The organism is Pseudomonas sp. GW823-FHT05G12 (genome assembly GCF_058795575.1).
This window is the reverse complement of record NZ_CM179501.1, coordinates 2,991,463-3,007,082: the sequence shown is the minus strand read 5'-3', so window position 1 is coordinate 3,007,082 and position 15,620 is coordinate 2,991,463. Positions and strand designations below refer to the sequence as shown.

Here is a 15,620-nt window from a genome sequence, read left to right as displayed (position 1 = left end):
CAGGCTAGGCGTTCAGGCCGATCCAGCCATGGACACCCACGTAAATCCCCACACCGATGATCAATAGGCTGGACAGGTACGGAGCGCGACGCGCCACAGCACCAAGCCAGGGCCAGCGATTGGACGCCTGGCGTGCTCCGATAGCGGCGGCAGCACCAACGGTAACCAGGGTGATGGCCAGGCCAATGCTGAAGCACAACACCAGCACGGCTCCCAGCGCGACTTCCTTCACTTGTAGGCAGAGCAGCAGCACGGTGATCGCTGCCGGGCAAGGAATCAGCCCGCCCGTCAAACCGAACAGGATGATCTGGCCCGTGGTGACGTTGCGATTGCTAAAGCGCTTGCGGATATCGTTGGCATGCGCCCGCTCATGGGCATCCTGGTAGCCCTCCAACGACAGCTCCAGGCCCTCCAGTTCTGCATGATCATGGCCATGACCGTGGCCGTGCTCGTGGAACTCCAGATCATAGTCGTGAGAATGACCGGCATGGCCGAGGCTCAGGCGCGCTGTGAATTCGTGGGGTTCGGGAATCTCGTCCACTGACTCCAGGTAGTCACCTCGGTCGACGAAGCGAAACTGCTGGGCCAGGCCATCGGGGCGGGTCGTCAGCAGGCTCATTTCAGCTGCCGACCAGGCATGGCCAGTCAAGATATTCAGTCGCCAGCGCGGAGGGACGCCCTCTTCGAAGATCGACAGTTCGATGCGCCCATGCCCGGTGTCGATGCGCTGCATTTCATCGTGGTGGTGATAGTCATGCTGAAGATCATCGCCTTCCTCGAAGCGCCACATCTGCTCGCCACGCCAGGTGCGCCAAAGCATCCACAGGGCGATGGTGATAATTATGGCGGCGGACGCAAGCTGGAAATACGGCTCGGTGGTTTCGGCATTCAGGTTCTGCCCCAGGTACATGCCGGCCATGGCCACCAGCCAAACCACTGCGGTGTGGGAAAGCGTTGAGGCCAGTCCCAGCAGAACAGCCTGCTTCACCGTGCCGCGAATGGCCACGATAAACGCCGCCATCATGGTTTTCGAATGCCCTGGCTCTAGGCCATGCAAGGCTCCCAGCAGGATGGCACTGGGGAAGTACAACCAGGCCTGCGAGGCTCCCTGTTGCAGCAGTTCAGCGAAGCTCGACATGGGAAAAGGCCTAGAGGTACTTAGTGATTTGCTTGAAGTCTTCGAGCGATGCGCGTTCACCTGTCGCGAGTGCTTCGACGGTGTGTTCCAGGCAGTGATCGATATGGTCTTGGATAAGCACACGCTTGGCCTGGCAGACGGCTTTTTCCACGGCATGCAGTTGCTGAGCGATGTCGACGCAGGCCCGGCTGTCTTCGATCATGCTGACGATGCTGCGCAGGTGGCCCTCCGCACGCTTCAACCTTTTGATGATATCGCTATGACTTTGGTGCTGATGGCCGTGTTCGTGATCGCTCATGCCTTGAGTCTCATGCATCGATGAATTACGCTCGCATCCTATCCCCCTGGGGGGGATATGGTCAAACCAACTACCCCTTCAGAACAACCATCCGCTTAGGCATCAAAAGAAACACGACATGCTCAGCAACCCCATCAGCACTAAGGTGATTTTTGCCCTTGCTCTGGCCATCTTGATAGCCTGGGCCGGGCACACCTCTGCGCTCTTTATGGGTTCGAGTCAGCCAGTCGGGAGTGGCAACAATGGCGCACATTCGCATACCCATGGTGACGAGGCGCTCGCCTGTGCTGCATACGGGGATCACTGCCACTCACCGCTGACCGCCGACCATGTGCATGAAACACCGCACCTGACCACGCTGCTCAGCATCAGCACGCTGCCTGAACGTACGCAGCCGATACCCGCCCCTCGTTACTCCATTCCTCCAAGCCCGATCTTCCTGATTGAACGGCCACCGCGCGCCACATTCGTGCTCTGACATAGGCTGCTGTGCGGCCCAAGACCCCTTTAACTCAGGACTCAACCATGGATTCGTTATCCATGAGCGCAATGGGCGCATTTGTCGTGCGTCCGAATCGCTCGTTATTACTGCTGCTGTTGTTTATGGGCACCTCGAATAACGCGAGGTTTTCAGTGAATCCGACCGCCAAATGATGGCCATGATCGAATTCGGTTCGATTTCTGCGGCGAATCACCGCTTTCTGGGCGGTGTCGCCCCGTTTTTCTTCCGAATCGCCCTCTGCAGCGGCGATTCGGCCCACTCCGGGCGTCAGAAGGCCTTGATTCCCGCCTTCTGGAAGTACACCAGCCGCTTCAAGTTGTAGCAGGCCGCCATCATCGTCATCGCAAAGTTCGCGCGCCCCTGTCCGATGGTACGGATCAACTTGCCGCCCATCTGCTCGATGCTCGCGAACACGTGCTCCACTCGGGCACGCGTCTTGGCGATGCGGTGGTTGCGCCGTTGCTGACACTCGGAAAGGGGCTTGTTGCGGTACCCCTTCCTCTGGATCTGATTACGATAGCCGTGATCCTTGAGCCAGCCCTCCCGGTCTGCGCTGGTGTGGCCTCGGTCCGCATAGACATCGCGGCTCGTGTTGCTCCGGTCGATGAGCGCATCGAAGTGCTTGCTGTCATGGACGCTGGCCGTATCAGTCTCGAATTTGCGGATGATCTTGTACTTCTTGTCCACGTTGACCGAGAGCTTGTAGCCGAAGTGGTTCTTGCCGTGCTTCTGCGTCCAGGTGGCATCCGTATCCTTCTGGCGCCGTTTGGCTGGCTTCCAGTTAGCCGGCATCGCGCCTTCCCTGACCAGCTTGTTCTCCTCACGGCTGTTACGTTGCTTGGGAGCAGGCACCAGCGTGGCATCGACGATTTGGCCGCCGCGGGCGATGAATCCGTGCCGGAGCAGTTGGGCCGTGACACCGTCGAACAGGACCTTCGCGCCGGCGTCGCCGATGCGGTTCTCGAACGTCCACACGGTCGTTCGATCCGGAATATTGACCGCGCTGGCCAACCCGCAGAATCGCTTGTAGCTCATCCGGTCAAGCAACTGGTACTCCATCTGTTCATCCGACAGGTTGTACAGCCGCTTGAGCACCAGAATCCGCACCATCGTCTCCGTCGGATACGGCGGGCGACCGCCTTGAGGGCTGACAGGGCGCGGCGCTACCCGATCGACTTCCGCCGCAAGTGCCGCGAAATCGATGTACGACTCGATCTGGGCCAGCGGATCTCCAAGCGTGTCGATCTTCTTCCGATGATGTTCGTCAGCGAACAGGTCCGTCTTGATGGCAGTGCGCTTCTTCATGGCTGGTGTCAGAGAACGAAATCAGGACAACGCAATTTTACCAATCGCAGGGGGCCGAGGTTTTTCGAGGTGCCCTGAAGGAAGTCTGCTACGCCCCGAGCGTATGGGAAGGCTGGCAACGCTGGCGGGCCTGGCTACGGCATGCCCGTGACAGGGGCTTAGCGCTTCGCCAAAAACCTCAGGCGCTATATCCGCGGCATCCTCGCCAGCGCCCGTTTTCCCATGCATACCAGCCTGCTGGAGGGCGTGAACAACCGAATCAAGGTGATCAAGCGCATGGCCTATGGTTTCCGGGGCTCGGACTACTTCTTCCTGAAAGTCAAGGCTGTCTTCCCCGGGAAAGCGCGATGAACCTTTTTTATCGCTGCCTTGATCAAATCGACAGGTGGTTATGCGCGATTGATGATTTGCTCAAATACAGCCAGCGTGCTGTAGATTTTCTCTCATACCCCCCCTTTCTTTTTTACAAAGAAAATCAATAATTTAGATGAAATAAGGGGATCGGTATAAGCAATGGCATGGCGGTTGCTAGCTATACGAGACTTAAAATAAAAATAGTGGTGACCCTTCAATGTTGTATTTTCTCAACTCTGTTCAGATTGGTTGCTTTCGCCATGTATATCCTCAAAGCGGGCCAGCCGTAGCCGTTACGCCTGGAGTCTGTGACGCTGGCCTAGTGCTTTCTGAGGGCGAGCCCAAGCAGGCTAGCCCGACCACCAATTTTGGTGAGGCCAAGGTCATTGGCGTGCGTGCGACTTTGCGCACCATTTTCGTCGCAGTTATCGGCTTCATCTCTCGTGATAGGGGTTATAGATGCCAGTCCAACGGTGCGGCTGCATCAATCTTCAATCTCATCGCTAACCTCAACCGACTATATGCCCAGGTCTGCAACGATATATCCAGCCTGTCGCGCATTCGCTCGAGCCTTAGTCATCTACCGCAGTCACAGCTGCAGCGACATTACTAACTAGTCGTGTCGATCTCGGAAGCTGTGCGTTTGTTGCCGAGAACTTGGCTGCATGTGATGCATTAAGTGATTTGATATCGCCGTCCTTGCTACCTATAACATTTGACGTCTACATAGGTGATTCAATGCTCGCGATAAGGAAAACTAAAGCAGGGCCAGGAGGGCTATCTGTCGATGATGTGGCCGCCCCTAAAGAGGCCCACAGTACTGACGTGCTGGTGAAAGTTGAAGCGGCCGGTATCTGTGGTACTGACTTGTTGATCTATAAATGGGGCGAGTTCGCCAAAAGAATGAAACTCCCCACTATCTTGGGTCATGAAGTTAGCGGGGTGATTGAACAGGTCGGATCTGACGTTAAAGGTCTAAGGCCTGGGATGCGCGTCAGTCTGGAGAGTCATCTCCCTTGTGGAACGTGCTACACGTGTCGACGCGGTTGGGCGCATGTTTGTCCTAAGACGCGGTATCCGGGGGTCGACTTTGATGGAGGCTTCGCGTCTTTCGTTGTGGTTCCGGAAAGCGTGTGTTGGCCGGTGCCGTGCGGAATTCCTCCGCTCCAGGCGGCAATGATGGAGCCGTTCGGGCTTGCGGTGCATGCAAGTCTGGAGGGTTCTGGGGTTTCGGGATTGAATGTTCTTGTTTCTGGTTGCGGTCCGATCGGACTTATGAACATTGCAGCCGCCAAAGCACTGGGAGCAAGCAAGGTCATTGCAACGGACATTCATCCTCTGCGCCTCACTGCAGCAGCCAAAATGGGGGCGGATGAATGCATTAATGCAACTGAAGAGAGCGTTTATAAGACTGTGCGTTCGCTGCTCGGTGAGAGGGGAGTAGATGTTGCAATTGACTATTCTGGGCAAGCAGCGGCGTTAAAGGAGCTTATTCAATCCATCACCCATGGTGGTGAGTTGCGACTGATGGGCGTCCCGTCACATGATATTTTGCTCAACTTAGAGGAGTGGCTTTTCAAAGGCCTTATTGTACGTGGCCTGCATGGCAGGCGTCTGTATGAAACATGGGAGCGTTCAACTAGCTTATTGGTTACAGGGCGTGTTGATTTGTCTTCGCTCGTATCGCATCGATTGCCACTATCGGCGGCAGAGGATGCGTTCGAAATGGCCCTAAATGGTCAGTCCTTGAAAATCCTGTTTGAGCCCAATGGCTCATGTATCTAATTTATAACTTTGAAGTTAAGGAGGCATAATTATGCGGGAAACAAAAGAGCAGCCTATCTGGTACGGGAAGGTGTTTAGTTCTAATTGGGTAGAGGCGCGGGGAGGTGTTGCCAATGTTGTCGATCCGTCCAATGGAGACATTCTTGGCATTACGGGTGTTGCTAACGGCGAAGATGTCGATGCTGCTGTGAACGCAGCTAAGAGAGCGCAAAAGGAATGGGCCGCAATACCATTTAGTGAAAGAGCCGCCATTGTCCGCAAGGCTGCCGAAAAACTAAAGGAGCGCGAGTATGAATTCGCCGATTGGAACGTACGGGAATGCGGCGCAATTCGTCCGAAGGGCTTATGGGAGGCCGGAATTGCGTATGAGCAAATGCATCAAGCTGCGGGTCTAGCTTCTTTGCCTAACGGTACATTGTTTCCATCGGCAGTTCCAGGGCGCATGAATCTTTGTCAGCGCGTTCCAGTTGGCGTGGTCGGCGTAATTGCACCTTGGAATTTCCCGTTGTTTCTAGCAATGCGTTCGGTAGCACCAGCCTTAGCGTTGGGTAATGCGGTGATCTTAAAGCCCGACCTTCAGACTGCTGTCACCGGGGGGGCGCTCATTGCCGAAATCTTTTCCGACGCTGGCATGCCGGACGGTGTTCTTCACGTTCTTCCTGGTGGAGCGGACGTAGGAGAGTCAATGGTTGCGAACTCCGGAATTAACATGATTTCTTTTACCGGGTCCACACAGGTGGGCCGGTTGATCGGAGAGAAATGCGGGAGAATGCTGAAAAAGGTTGCGCTTGAACTGGGTGGTAATAATGTCCACATCGTGTTGCCTGACGCCGATTTAGAAGGGGCTGTCAGCTGCGCTGCTTGGGGTACGTTTTTGCATCAGGGCCAAGTGTGCATGGCCGCCGGACGTCATTTAGTACATAGGGACGTTGCTCAGCAATATGCAGAGAAACTGGCGCTACGTGCCAAGAACTTAGTGGTGGGGGATCCAAACTCGGATCAAGTGCATCTCGGCCCGCTTATCAATGAGAAACAGGTAGTTCGCGTCCACGCGCTCGTTGAATCTGCGCAAAGGGCCGGTGCTCAGGTTTTGGCGGGAGGTACGTATCAAGATCGCTACTACCAAGCTACCGTAATCATGGATGTGAAGCCGGAGATGGAGGTTTTCAAATCTGAAATTTTCGGCCCGGTGGCTCCGATCACTGTATTTGACAGTATTGAAGAGGCGATTGAATTGGCAAACTGTTCGGAGTATGGGTTGGCCGCATCTATCCATACTAGGGCGTTGGCGACTGGTCTAGACATCGCAAAGCGTCTAAATACCGGTATGGTCCATATTAATGACCAGCCAATTAACTGTGAGCCGCATGTTCCCTTCGGAGGAATGGGTGCCTCGGGTAGCGGAGGCCGGTTTGGCGGACCTGCAAGTATTGAAGAATTTACTCAATCTCAATGGATTAGTATGGTTGAGAAGCCAGCTAATTACCCATTTTGAGTCGACAATAATAAAGTAGGAGGATATATGGACACGCTTCGTTATTACCTGATTCCTGTTGTTACTGCTTGCGGGCTGATCGGATTTTACTATGGTGGCTATTGGGTTTGGCTTGGGGCGGCAACATTCCCTGCACTGATGGTGCTTGATGTCATTTTACCGAAGGATTTTTCGGCCAGAAAGGTAAGTCCCTTTTTCGCAGACCTTACCCAGTATTTGCAGTTACCATTAATGATCGGTCTATATGGGCTCCTTGTCTTCGGAGTTGAAAACGGGCGTATCGAACTTAGTGAGCCGTTACAAGTGGCAGGGTGCATTCTTTCTTTGGCTTGGCTTAGTGGTGTGCCAACTCTTCCGGTTTCGCATGAGTTGATGCATCGTCGCCACTGGTTGCCTCGGAAAATGGCGCAGCTATTGGCTATGTTTTATGGTGATCCGAACCGAGACATTGCCCATGTCAACACGCATCACCTTTACTTAGATACGCCTCTCGATAGCGATACTCCGTACCGTGGTCAGACAATTTACAGTTTCGTGATCAGTGCGACAGTTGGTTCCGTCAAAGATGCGATAAAGATTGAGGCTGAAACTTTACGTAGAAAAGGACAGTCACCGTGGAATTTGTCCAACAAAACATATCAATATGTCGCACTTCTGCTCGCTCTGCCTGGCTTGGTTTCTTATCTGGGCGGGCCAGCATTAGGGTTGGTTACGATTGCTTCGATGATTATTGCGAAAGGGATAGTCGAGGGTTTTAATTACTTTCAGCACTATGGTTTAGTACGCGATTTAGATCAGCCTATCCTCCTGCACCACGCGTGGAATCATATGGGAACAATTGTGCGCCCGCTGGGTTGCGAAATTACTAACCATATCAATCATCATATTGACGGCTATACACGGTTCTATGAGTTGCGTCCGGAAAAAGAAGCCCCGCAGATGCCTTCGCTCTTTGTGTGTTTCCTTCTAGGGCTTATTCCGCCTCTTTGGTTCGCTCTCATTGCAAAACCAAAGTTGAGAGACTGGGACCAGCGGTACGCAACTCCAGGTGAGCGCGAACTGGCTATGGCTGCAAATAAAAAAGCGGGATGGCCACTGTGGTGTGAAAGTGAACTGGGTCGGGTGGCTAGCATTTGATAATACAGGCAGTCTAAACCGTTTCGACTGAGACCGTAGATAAGCGAAGAGCGAACGAACTCTACGGTCTCTTTTTGAAAAAAACGTTCCAAATGGGACAAAGTTTCCGTTTTTTCTAATTAACGGGCGTCTAACTGAGCGATGGGTTTATGAATGAGTTTTTTAAGAAAATCTCTGGTTTATTTGTGCCGCCTCCGGAATCTACCGTTTCAGTCAGAGGGCAGGGGTTTCAGTTTAAGGTGCCACGCGGGCAAACCATTCTGGAAAGCGCTCTGCATCAAGGAATTGCCTTTCCGCATGATTGCAAAGTCGGATCTTGTGGGACATGTAAATATAAACTGATATCTGGCAGGGTCAATGAGTTGACCTCTTCTGCTATGGGTCTGAGTGGCGATCTGTATCAGTCCGGCTATCGTTTGGGTTGTCAATGCATACCAAAAGAAGATCTCGAGATAGAGCTAGACACAGTGCTCGGGCAGGCGTTAGTTCCAATAGAAACGAGTGCCTTGATTAGTAAGCAGAAACGGCTGGCGCACGATATAGTCGAGATGGAAGTAGTGCCCGATAAGCAGATAGCCTTCTACCCCGGCCAGTATGCAGATGTAGAATGTGCAGAATGCTCTGCTGTAAGGAGTTATTCTTTTTCCGCTCCGCCCCAACCTGACGGCTCCCTGAGCTTCCATGTTCGCCTTGTCCCAGGTGGAGTTTTCAGTGGTTGGCTATTTGGTGGCGATCGTACAGGAGCGACACTAACCCTGCGAGCGCCTTATGGACAGTTCGGGCTCCATGAGAGCAATGCCACGATGGTCTGCGTAGCCGGCGGAACGGGGCTTGCTCCAATTAAATGTGTTTTGCAGAGCATGACCCAGGCCCAGCGAGAGCGTGATGTGTTGTTGTTCTTTGGAGCTCGTCAACAACGTGACCTATATTGCCTCGACGAAATAGAAGCGCTGCAACTCGATTGGGGTGGGCGCTTCGAGCTTATTCCAGTTTTGTCCGAAGAGTCTTCTACGTCGTCATGGAAAGGGAAACGTGGCATGGTAACCGAGTATTTTAAGGAGTACCTCACTGGGCAGCCTTATGAAGGATACCTTTGCGGGCCGCCCCCTATGGTGGACGCTGCCGAGACCGAGCTCGTTCGACTTGGTGTTGCGCGGGAATTAGTGTTTGCGGACCGTTTTTATAATAGACCTCCTTGCTAGCAGTAGCAGAAGCTTACAAGTTTAACTGTGGTTCGATGCATAGTCTAGCTTACGGTATTCGAGCTAATCGGTGAGTTAATGATTGGAATCGTCTTGCGGCCAAAAATTGATGGCAGTGAGATAAATAGGTTGTTGTCCAAAAGGTTGGTAAAGATCGGTTTATAACTTTAGTCTAAAATAAAGAGGGAGATGGAAATGGAAATCAAAGCAGCAATAGTTCGCCAAAAAAATGGCCCGTTCTTACTTGAGCATGTAGCTCTTAATGAGCCAGCTGAAGATCAGGTTCTCGTTAGATTGGTTGCAACCGGGCTGTGTCATACGGATCTGGTTTGTCGCGATCAGCATTATCCGGTTCCACTACCGATGGTATTTGGGCATGAAGGGGCTGGTGTGGTTGAGCGGGTTGGGTCCGCGGTCAAAAAGGTTCAGCCGGGCGACCATGTTGTTTTGACATTTTATACCTGCGGGAGTTGTGATGCTTGTCTTTCCGGAGACCCTACCAGTTGTGCAAACTCATTTGGCCCTAACTTTATGGGGCGCTCGGTAACCGGGGAGTGCACCATCCACGATCACCAAGGGGCAGAGGTGGGAGCAAGCTTTTTTGGGCAGTCCTCCTTTGCGACATATGCGCTATCTTATGAACGTAACACTGTGAAGGTTACAAAAGACGTACCGCTTGAGTTGCTTGGGCCTCTTGGTTGTGGCATTCAAACTGGCGCAGGGTCTGTTCTGAATGCGCTTAATCCGCCAGCGGGTTCTGCTATCGCAATTTTTGGTGCTGGGGCAGTTGGTCTTTCGGCCGTGATGGCTGCCGTTGTAGCAGGTTGTACCACCATCATCGCTGTCGACGTTAAGGAAAACCGGCTGGAACTAGCCAGTGAACTTGGGGCGACGCACATTATTAACCCGGCCGCTAACGATCCCATTGAGGCGATCAAAGAGATATTCGCTGACGGTGTTCCGTATGTATTGGAGACTAGCGGTTTGCCCGCCGTGCTTACGCAGGCGATCCTCAGCTCTGCTATAGGCGGTGAGATCGGTATTGTAGGGGCGCCACCTATGGGGGCCACGGTGCCCGTTGACATTAACTTCCTGCTATTCAATCGTAAGCTTCGTGGAATCGTTGAGGGTCAGTCGATCTCGGATATTTTCATTCCCAGGCTGGTGGAGCTTTATCGCCAGGGGAAGTTTCCGTTTGACAAGCTGATTAAGTTTTATCCTTTTGATGAAATCAATCGAGCCGCCGAAGATTCGGAAAAAGGCGTGACGCTTAAGCCGGTACTCCGGATTGGTTGACGCGTGCTGGTAGAAATGCGCGGCCCGTGTGGAACTTTTCCAACGTTGCGTAGAGAATGTGTTGTTCGATGTTGTTTTCCCCATATAAAAACGTTAATAAACGGTGAAGCATATGAAAATAAAAAATTTACCCAATAAAGTAATTAGTGGTGCGATCTTGGGTATCGCATCAAGCCATGCGATAGCGACGGATGGTTTGTTCTTGGAGGGCTTTGGAGCAATTTCTAGGAGCATGGGTGGAACGGCTGTTGCGCATTATGTCGGGCCCGCGTCGATGATGGTCAACCCAGCGACCATGGATTTATCTGATTCTGCCGGCGAACTGTTGCTCGGATTCGATCTTATCACTACAGACATTGGCGCCACTAACCCGGAGACCGGGGAACATGTGTCGTCGAGTGACCATTCGAACAACAGAGGACCCTATGTTGCCCCCCAGTTTGCTTATATCCACAAGGTTTCCAACTGGACCTTCGGTGCGGGCGTGTTTGCACAAGCCGGTGTAGGGGTGGAATATGGGAATGACAGTTTTTTGTCGCGCGGTGATGTTGGTGGAAAGGGTTATGCTGCCGGGGCGGACACCGGTCTTGAAAATGCTAGCCGTTTGTTTATCCTTGATATACCTTTTGCTGCGAGCTTTAAAGTTAACGATCGCCTGGCCATTGGCGGTTCACTTGATGCCAAGTGGACTGGCTTGAATCTTGATTATTTACTTGGAATGAACCAGCTAGGGAGTCTAGCGGGGGATGGGCGAGCGTCCGGCTCCTTAATGGGGGTGATTGGAACCTTGCCCGACCCACGGGGTGTCCATTTGAGCGTTAGCAAAAACAAAGAGATGTCGAGTGGCGTTGATGGGTGGGGGTATTCGGCCAGATTAGGGTTATTGTACAAGGTGGCCCCCACAACGAATGTGGGTGTCTCCTACATGTTCAAAAGTCACATGAACGACTTGAAAGGGAAGGGGACTGTTACAGCGGTGGACGGTATTGCCGGTAATGTGCCTATCGAAGGCGAGGTTCGGTTTTTGGACTTCAATACGCCAGCCAAGCTTGATGTGGGTATCAGCCATCAGGTCACGGATAAATGGTTGATCGCTTTTGATGTTTCTCGCGTTTTCTGGAAGGATGCTTTGAAGGACATTAAATTGGGGTTCGCCAGTGGGATGGGCGATGTTGACTTAAAGCTGCCGCAGGATGCCAAGGATCAAACGATCATGGCGATTGGCACGTCGTATGCGGCAACCCCGCGTTTAACCCTGCGAGCAGGATACCGTCATGCCACGCAGCCATTCAATGACGAAGGGCTGCTGGCGCTGATTCCAGCAGTGCTACAGGATCATGCCTCTTTAGGATTTAGTTATCAGTTATCCAAATCAGGCAGATTCGATGCTGCCTACTCGCACGCCTTCAAGGAAAGTATGACCAACCGGTCGGCTTACAACACCTCATCGCCCGTGAAATCGTCCATAGCGCAAGATAATTTCGTCCTGGCCTATAATTATTCATTCTGATTAAAACGCTTATCGTAAGCTTCTGAAGTTCGAACTAATCAATTTGAGCCGCTATCTTTGTTGGCTCAATCTTCGGGTTCAATAGCTATCTGGTTAACTAGCCTGGTAGGCATGAGTGGCTACTGAGATGTGCATTGCAGGTCAGGTTGGTGGCGATAAGTCTTGATGCTGGCTTAAGATCATAATATTAGCAAGGAGGCGGACTGAAAGTTGCACTTGCGTATTCGTTAGCGATACTTCTTGACCGTCTTTGAGCGAGCAAGTAAGTCAATGTGCTATCGATGGAATGAGCTTACTGGAAGACCGCTGGTTTTCGTCGTTGCTATATTCTAGCAATGCCACATTATTGGGGGCGGCGAGTGGCGGCCGTCATTCTATAAAGACACCAAATTGAGGAGCAACTGATGGAGCTTGTGAAGTGGATATTCTGGTGGATGGTAGCGGCTGCTTCGGGCGGGTTGCTTTTAGCCCTGCTGACGGCTATAAAGGTGCGTTACCCTTCGTGGTTGAGGTTGGCGCACGGTGGGCTCGCCTTCGCGGGACTCGTGACGCTGGTCTATGCGTTGTTTAGCGGCGGGCCCGATGCTTCGATTCCGCAGGCCGCTTTCTGGGCGCTGGGCCTGCTGGTAGCAGCCTTTCTGGGAGGGGCGTTGTTTTTTGGGGTGCTGTTCCGTAACGCCAAGCCTTGGTGGGCGATCATCGGGCACGGCGGCTTGGCGTTGGCGGGCGTTGTCGTGCTATTTATGGCCGCCTATTAAGGCGCGAGGGTGCCTTGCACCTGCACCGTCTGTTTGGTGGCGCGGATTATAGCTGCACAACAGTTCCGATAGTGTGGACGTGGGCGCATCAGTTTTTTTGGGGGTATAAAGAGCCGACTCAGGTGGGGGACCAGTAAGCGCACCTCATGAATTAACCCGGCTTATTCATGAGGCCGACCTGAAAACGAAGATAGCGGATGGTATTCTCTCGGAAATTCAGTGTGTTCCGCCAAGAACATGAACCAAGACAGCCATCCGCTATGGGGGAAAGCTTTCCGCCTGGACGCCCTCCTGAAACGGCGCTGTTCGTGTCGAGCTGAGCGGCCAGCGCACCACCAGCGACAGCGGTGCTCTGTAAGCCCCTAGCTCAGGGTCGGCTGTCTCAAGCCACGCTGTCGCGGCTGCTGACCTGCATGGGGCGAAATGACAACATCGATGCTGTGCATGAAGACCTGCTGCTGTTGGTGGTCTGGCGTCTGACCTCGCTGAAGCATGGCCAACGCCCCGAGCAGCTGACGCTGGACATCGACGGCGTGCCGATCGATGTCCACGGCCACTAGGGTGGCTCGGCGTTTCATGGGCTTTACAGCGCACGGATTTACTCACCGCTGGTGGCTTCGCTGGCCGAAACGGGCGACATGGTGGGTGGCCTGCTGCGCAGCCACATCGGCCTGCAGAAGCTGGCGGCACCGCACCTGAAGCGGCCACCGGGCCGTCAACCCGAGCAGCCTCGGGAGTGGTGCCACGACCTTGAGTACCAGGCTGGTTCCTGGCCGACGCCACGGCGCGTGGTGCTGGTGCTGGTGGTGCAGGAACGCCCCGATGACCTGTTGGTGCATGCCTTCTTCCTGGTCACCAACCTCGGCAAGTTCGACTGGCCATCGGAGAAGATCCTGGCGCTCTCCGCAAGCGAGGCAGCGCCGAGGCGTACATGGGCAAGGTCAAGTCGGCGCTCGCCGCACACCTCTCATCGACTGATCGCGGCGCCTCCACTGTCTAGGACGCGATGGCCCGCAACGAGGTGAGCCTGCTGCTCAGCCTCTACGCCGGAGCTGTGGCGCCCACCAAGAGCGCTGCAGAAAAGTTTAAGTTGTGTATGCCATCGAGACGGCAGGAGGGGTCTGGCGAATAGCACGGCGCAACTGGTGACACTATTCGCGCTGTCGAATCGGTGGATGGCACGCCCGCATTTACTGACGAACGCAGGAGAGGTGCGCCTGTAGTGAGGGGAATGGCTACCGCGAGTTGCTCGCGGCGGCTGATTGATTTGCCGCTTTTAAAATCAGCGGAGGCTGAAGTCAGCCAGAAATGCATGGCTACTTCAGAGGATCTTTAGCACCGCTGCCTAGTAGCCTGTCGGACTTGAGTTCACGAGAGGGGCATCAGGAGCGAAGGCGAAGCCATTCGTCCGCTGCCGGCAGCGACGTGCCTACGAGATCCAGCGGTCGAGCAGGCTAGCGGCGTCATCCGGTGCGGGGCGTGCTTGATAGCGTTGGCGCAATGCCTCTTTCAGGCGCAAGGCACGCGCTGTCTTCAGGCCGCTGCGCTGCAGCCAATGCATGCTGTCGATCTGTTTGCGATACCAGTGCGCCGCGCGCTTGAGCAACGCCCAACGACTGCCTTTTAGCTCCGGCGCGAGCTTCACTTCCGCACGCCGAACCTGGTCGAGCGCCCGACTGGCCAGCGCCACCACATGAAATGGATCGAAGGCGAGGCGCGCCTGCGGATGCTGCTTGGCCGCGCCCGCCTGGAAGGCCCTGGGCAGTCGATACCAATGTCGGTGATCGCGTCGGGCTCGCCACCATACGCACGCAGATCGGCTGCGAACGTCGCAAAGGTCTGGGCATCCCGGCCCGGCGTGGCGAACAGCAAGCGCCGCGCATCGGTATTATGGAACAACGTCACGTAGAGCGCTGGCCGCGACGGGGGTTAGTCTCGTCCACACACGGCCGCCGCGCCGCGCTGAAGTTCACTGCGTGCACCCCACCCACGGCGGTGGGCATCGATGAGACGCGAAACTGGAAGAAGTGCAGGTGCTGCCAACGGCGCTCGCCCCGGTCGTGGATTGGCTGCTCCGGCGCAGGGCACGCCGGACACGGCAAGCGCTAGCTTGGCACTCTACGAAGTAGATCACGTGAATCCGGTTCGCAGCCCGTTCCGATTGTTTGCGGCAGATTCCAGCCGACCACCGCAGCATCTCACCATCCAGACGACTGCGGAACGGCGTGATGATACCCCTTGGCAACCCGCTGCCCCCTTGCCGCCGTGTGCCGGCCTTGGCCTTGGCGCTGATCATCGCGCTGGCCGGCGCATCGCCCGCATCGGCCGGCGATGCTGCCGCTGAACACGAGCAACTGGCCGCGCTCGCCCGCCAACTCGACCTGATCGACCGCCTGGCCGAGCACGCCGCCAGTACCACGCCGCAGGCGCGCGCCCGCTACCACTTCGACTACGCCCGGCTGCGTGCCGACCTGACGCGCGTGCGTACCGGCGTGCAGGACTACCTCGTGCCCCAGCGCGCCCAGCCGCGCGATCCCGTCCCGCTGGCCGGCGATTACGTCCGCCGTGAGCGCGCCGACGACGAGGAGCCGTCGCCATGACGCCCTCTGCCGATCAGGTCGCCGCCTTCCAGGCCAACGGCGGCTTTGCGCCTTCGGCCGTCTCCGCCGTGGTGCTGGGCTTCGTGTTCGCCGTGTTGCTGCTGTGGGGCGTGTGGGCCGTGCGCACCGCCTATGTCGGCTGGGCCGAGCATCGCATCACCGAACGTCAGTTCCTCGCCGTCGTCGTGCGCTTCGTGGCGATGTACCTGGTGCTGGCCTTCTTCCTCCTGTCCTGACCGC

The 15,620-nt window shown here is 54.9% G+C and carries 15 protein-coding genes and 4 pseudogenes; 15 read left to right on the top strand and 4 right to left on the bottom strand.

Going from position 1 to position 15,620, the window contains the following annotated elements; translation table 11 throughout:
* Positions 1–4: 4 nt before the first annotated feature.
* On the bottom strand, positions 5–1,138 hold the full coding sequence (mrdH, locus tag AC3RCM_RS13645; RefSeq protein WP_010953868.1) for a Ni(II)/Co(II) efflux transporter permease subunit MrdH: 1,134 nt from the start codon (positions 1,136–1,138) through the stop codon (positions 5–7).
* 10 nt (positions 1,139–1,148) lie between these two features.
* Positions 1,149–1,436: a metal-sensing transcriptional repressor MreA gene (mreA, locus tag AC3RCM_RS13640; RefSeq protein ID WP_010953869.1), complete on the bottom strand. Its 288-nt coding sequence runs from the start codon at positions 1,434–1,436 to the stop codon at positions 1,149–1,151.
* Positions 1,437–1,554: 118 nt separating this feature from the next.
* On the opposite strand from mreA, the gene AC3RCM_RS13635 reads away from it, so the two are divergent.
* A complete protein-coding gene (locus tag AC3RCM_RS13635) occupies positions 1,555–1,914 on the top strand; it encodes a hypothetical protein (protein ID WP_010953870.1) in 360 nt (119 codons plus the stop codon).
* 47 nt (positions 1,915–1,961) lie between these two features.
* Complete coding sequence (locus tag AC3RCM_RS13630; protein WP_023082812.1) at positions 1,962–2,090, top strand: hypothetical protein; 129 nt, start codon at positions 1,962–1,964, stop codon at positions 2,088–2,090.
* Positions 2,091–2,205: 115 nt separating this feature from the next.
* Here AC3RCM_RS13630 and AC3RCM_RS13625 read toward each other — a convergent pair whose 3' ends face one another.
* Positions 2,206–3,243: an IS5 family transposase gene (locus tag AC3RCM_RS13625; RefSeq protein ID WP_023082810.1), complete on the bottom strand. Its 1,038-nt coding sequence runs from the start codon at positions 3,241–3,243 to the stop codon at positions 2,206–2,208.
* A 59-nt stretch (positions 3,244–3,302) separates the two neighbouring features.
* On the opposite strand from AC3RCM_RS13625, the pseudogene AC3RCM_RS13620 reads away from it, so the two are divergent.
* From AC3RCM_RS13620 to AC3RCM_RS13570, 11 genes and pseudogenes are all read left to right on the top strand, one after another.
* A pseudogene (locus tag AC3RCM_RS13620) lies at positions 3,303–3,594 on the top strand (transposase); the annotation flags it as partial.
* Positions 3,595–4,335: 741 nt separating this feature from the next.
* Positions 4,336–4,686: pseudogene (locus AC3RCM_RS13615) on the top strand (alcohol dehydrogenase catalytic domain-containing protein); the annotation flags it as partial.
* A gap of 87 nt (positions 4,687–4,773) precedes the next feature.
* Positions 4,774–5,382, top strand: coding sequence for a zinc-binding dehydrogenase (locus AC3RCM_RS13610; protein WP_226930338.1), 609 nt, complete (start codon positions 4,774–4,776; stop codon positions 5,380–5,382).
* Positions 5,383–5,413: 31 nt separating this feature from the next.
* Positions 5,414–6,877 (top strand): benzaldehyde dehydrogenase, encoded by a 1,464-nt coding sequence (locus tag AC3RCM_RS13605; protein WP_011005931.1) that lies wholly within the window; start codon positions 5,414–5,416, stop codon positions 6,875–6,877.
* Positions 6,878–6,904: 27 nt separating this feature from the next.
* On the top strand, positions 6,905–8,014 hold the full coding sequence (gene xylM / locus AC3RCM_RS13600) for a xylene monooxygenase subunit XylM (RefSeq protein WP_011005930.1): 1,110 nt from the start codon (positions 6,905–6,907) through the stop codon (positions 8,012–8,014).
* Positions 8,015–8,163: 149 nt separating this feature from the next.
* Positions 8,164–9,216 (top strand): 2Fe-2S iron-sulfur cluster-binding protein, encoded by a 1,053-nt coding sequence (locus tag AC3RCM_RS13595; protein WP_011005929.1) that lies wholly within the window; start codon positions 8,164–8,166, stop codon positions 9,214–9,216.
* A 195-nt stretch (positions 9,217–9,411) separates the two neighbouring features.
* Entirely contained in the window at positions 9,412–10,512 is a 1,101-nt protein-coding gene (locus AC3RCM_RS13590) for an NAD(P)-dependent alcohol dehydrogenase (RefSeq protein WP_011005928.1), read from the top strand.
* A gap of 112 nt (positions 10,513–10,624) precedes the next feature.
* Positions 10,625–12,022, top strand: coding sequence for an OmpP1/FadL family transporter (locus AC3RCM_RS13585; protein ID WP_095159411.1), 1,398 nt, complete (start codon positions 10,625–10,627; stop codon positions 12,020–12,022).
* A 404-nt stretch (positions 12,023–12,426) separates the two neighbouring features.
* A complete protein-coding gene (locus AC3RCM_RS13580; protein ID WP_011005926.1) occupies positions 12,427–12,780 on the top strand; it encodes a hypothetical protein in 354 nt (117 codons plus the stop codon).
* A 221-nt stretch (positions 12,781–13,001) separates the two neighbouring features.
* Positions 13,002–13,777: pseudogene (locus AC3RCM_RS13575) on the top strand (transposase); the annotation flags it as partial.
* A 118-nt stretch (positions 13,778–13,895) separates the two neighbouring features.
* A pseudogene (locus AC3RCM_RS13570) lies at positions 13,896–14,003 on the top strand (IS5/IS1182 family transposase); the annotation flags it as partial.
* Positions 14,004–14,209: 206 nt separating this feature from the next.
* Here the strand turns inward: AC3RCM_RS13570 and AC3RCM_RS13565 are convergent.
* On the bottom strand, positions 14,210–14,545 hold the full coding sequence (locus AC3RCM_RS13565; RefSeq protein ID WP_081262894.1) for a transposase: 336 nt from the start codon (positions 14,543–14,545) through the stop codon (positions 14,210–14,212).
* Between the two features lie 463 nt (positions 14,546–15,008).
* On the opposite strand from AC3RCM_RS13565, the gene AC3RCM_RS13560 reads away from it, so the two are divergent.
* Positions 15,009–15,380 carry an integrative conjugative element protein, RAQPRD family gene (locus AC3RCM_RS13560; RefSeq protein WP_011005922.1) on the top strand — a complete coding sequence of 124 codons (372 nt, stop codon included), beginning with the start codon at positions 15,009–15,011 and terminating at the stop codon, positions 15,378–15,380.
* Entirely contained in the window at positions 15,377–15,616 is a 240-nt protein-coding gene (locus tag AC3RCM_RS13555) for a TIGR03758 family integrating conjugative element protein (RefSeq protein WP_011005921.1), read from the top strand. Before AC3RCM_RS13560 ends, AC3RCM_RS13555 begins: the two co-directional genes overlap by 4 nt.
* Positions 15,617–15,620: the final 4 nt, after the last annotated feature.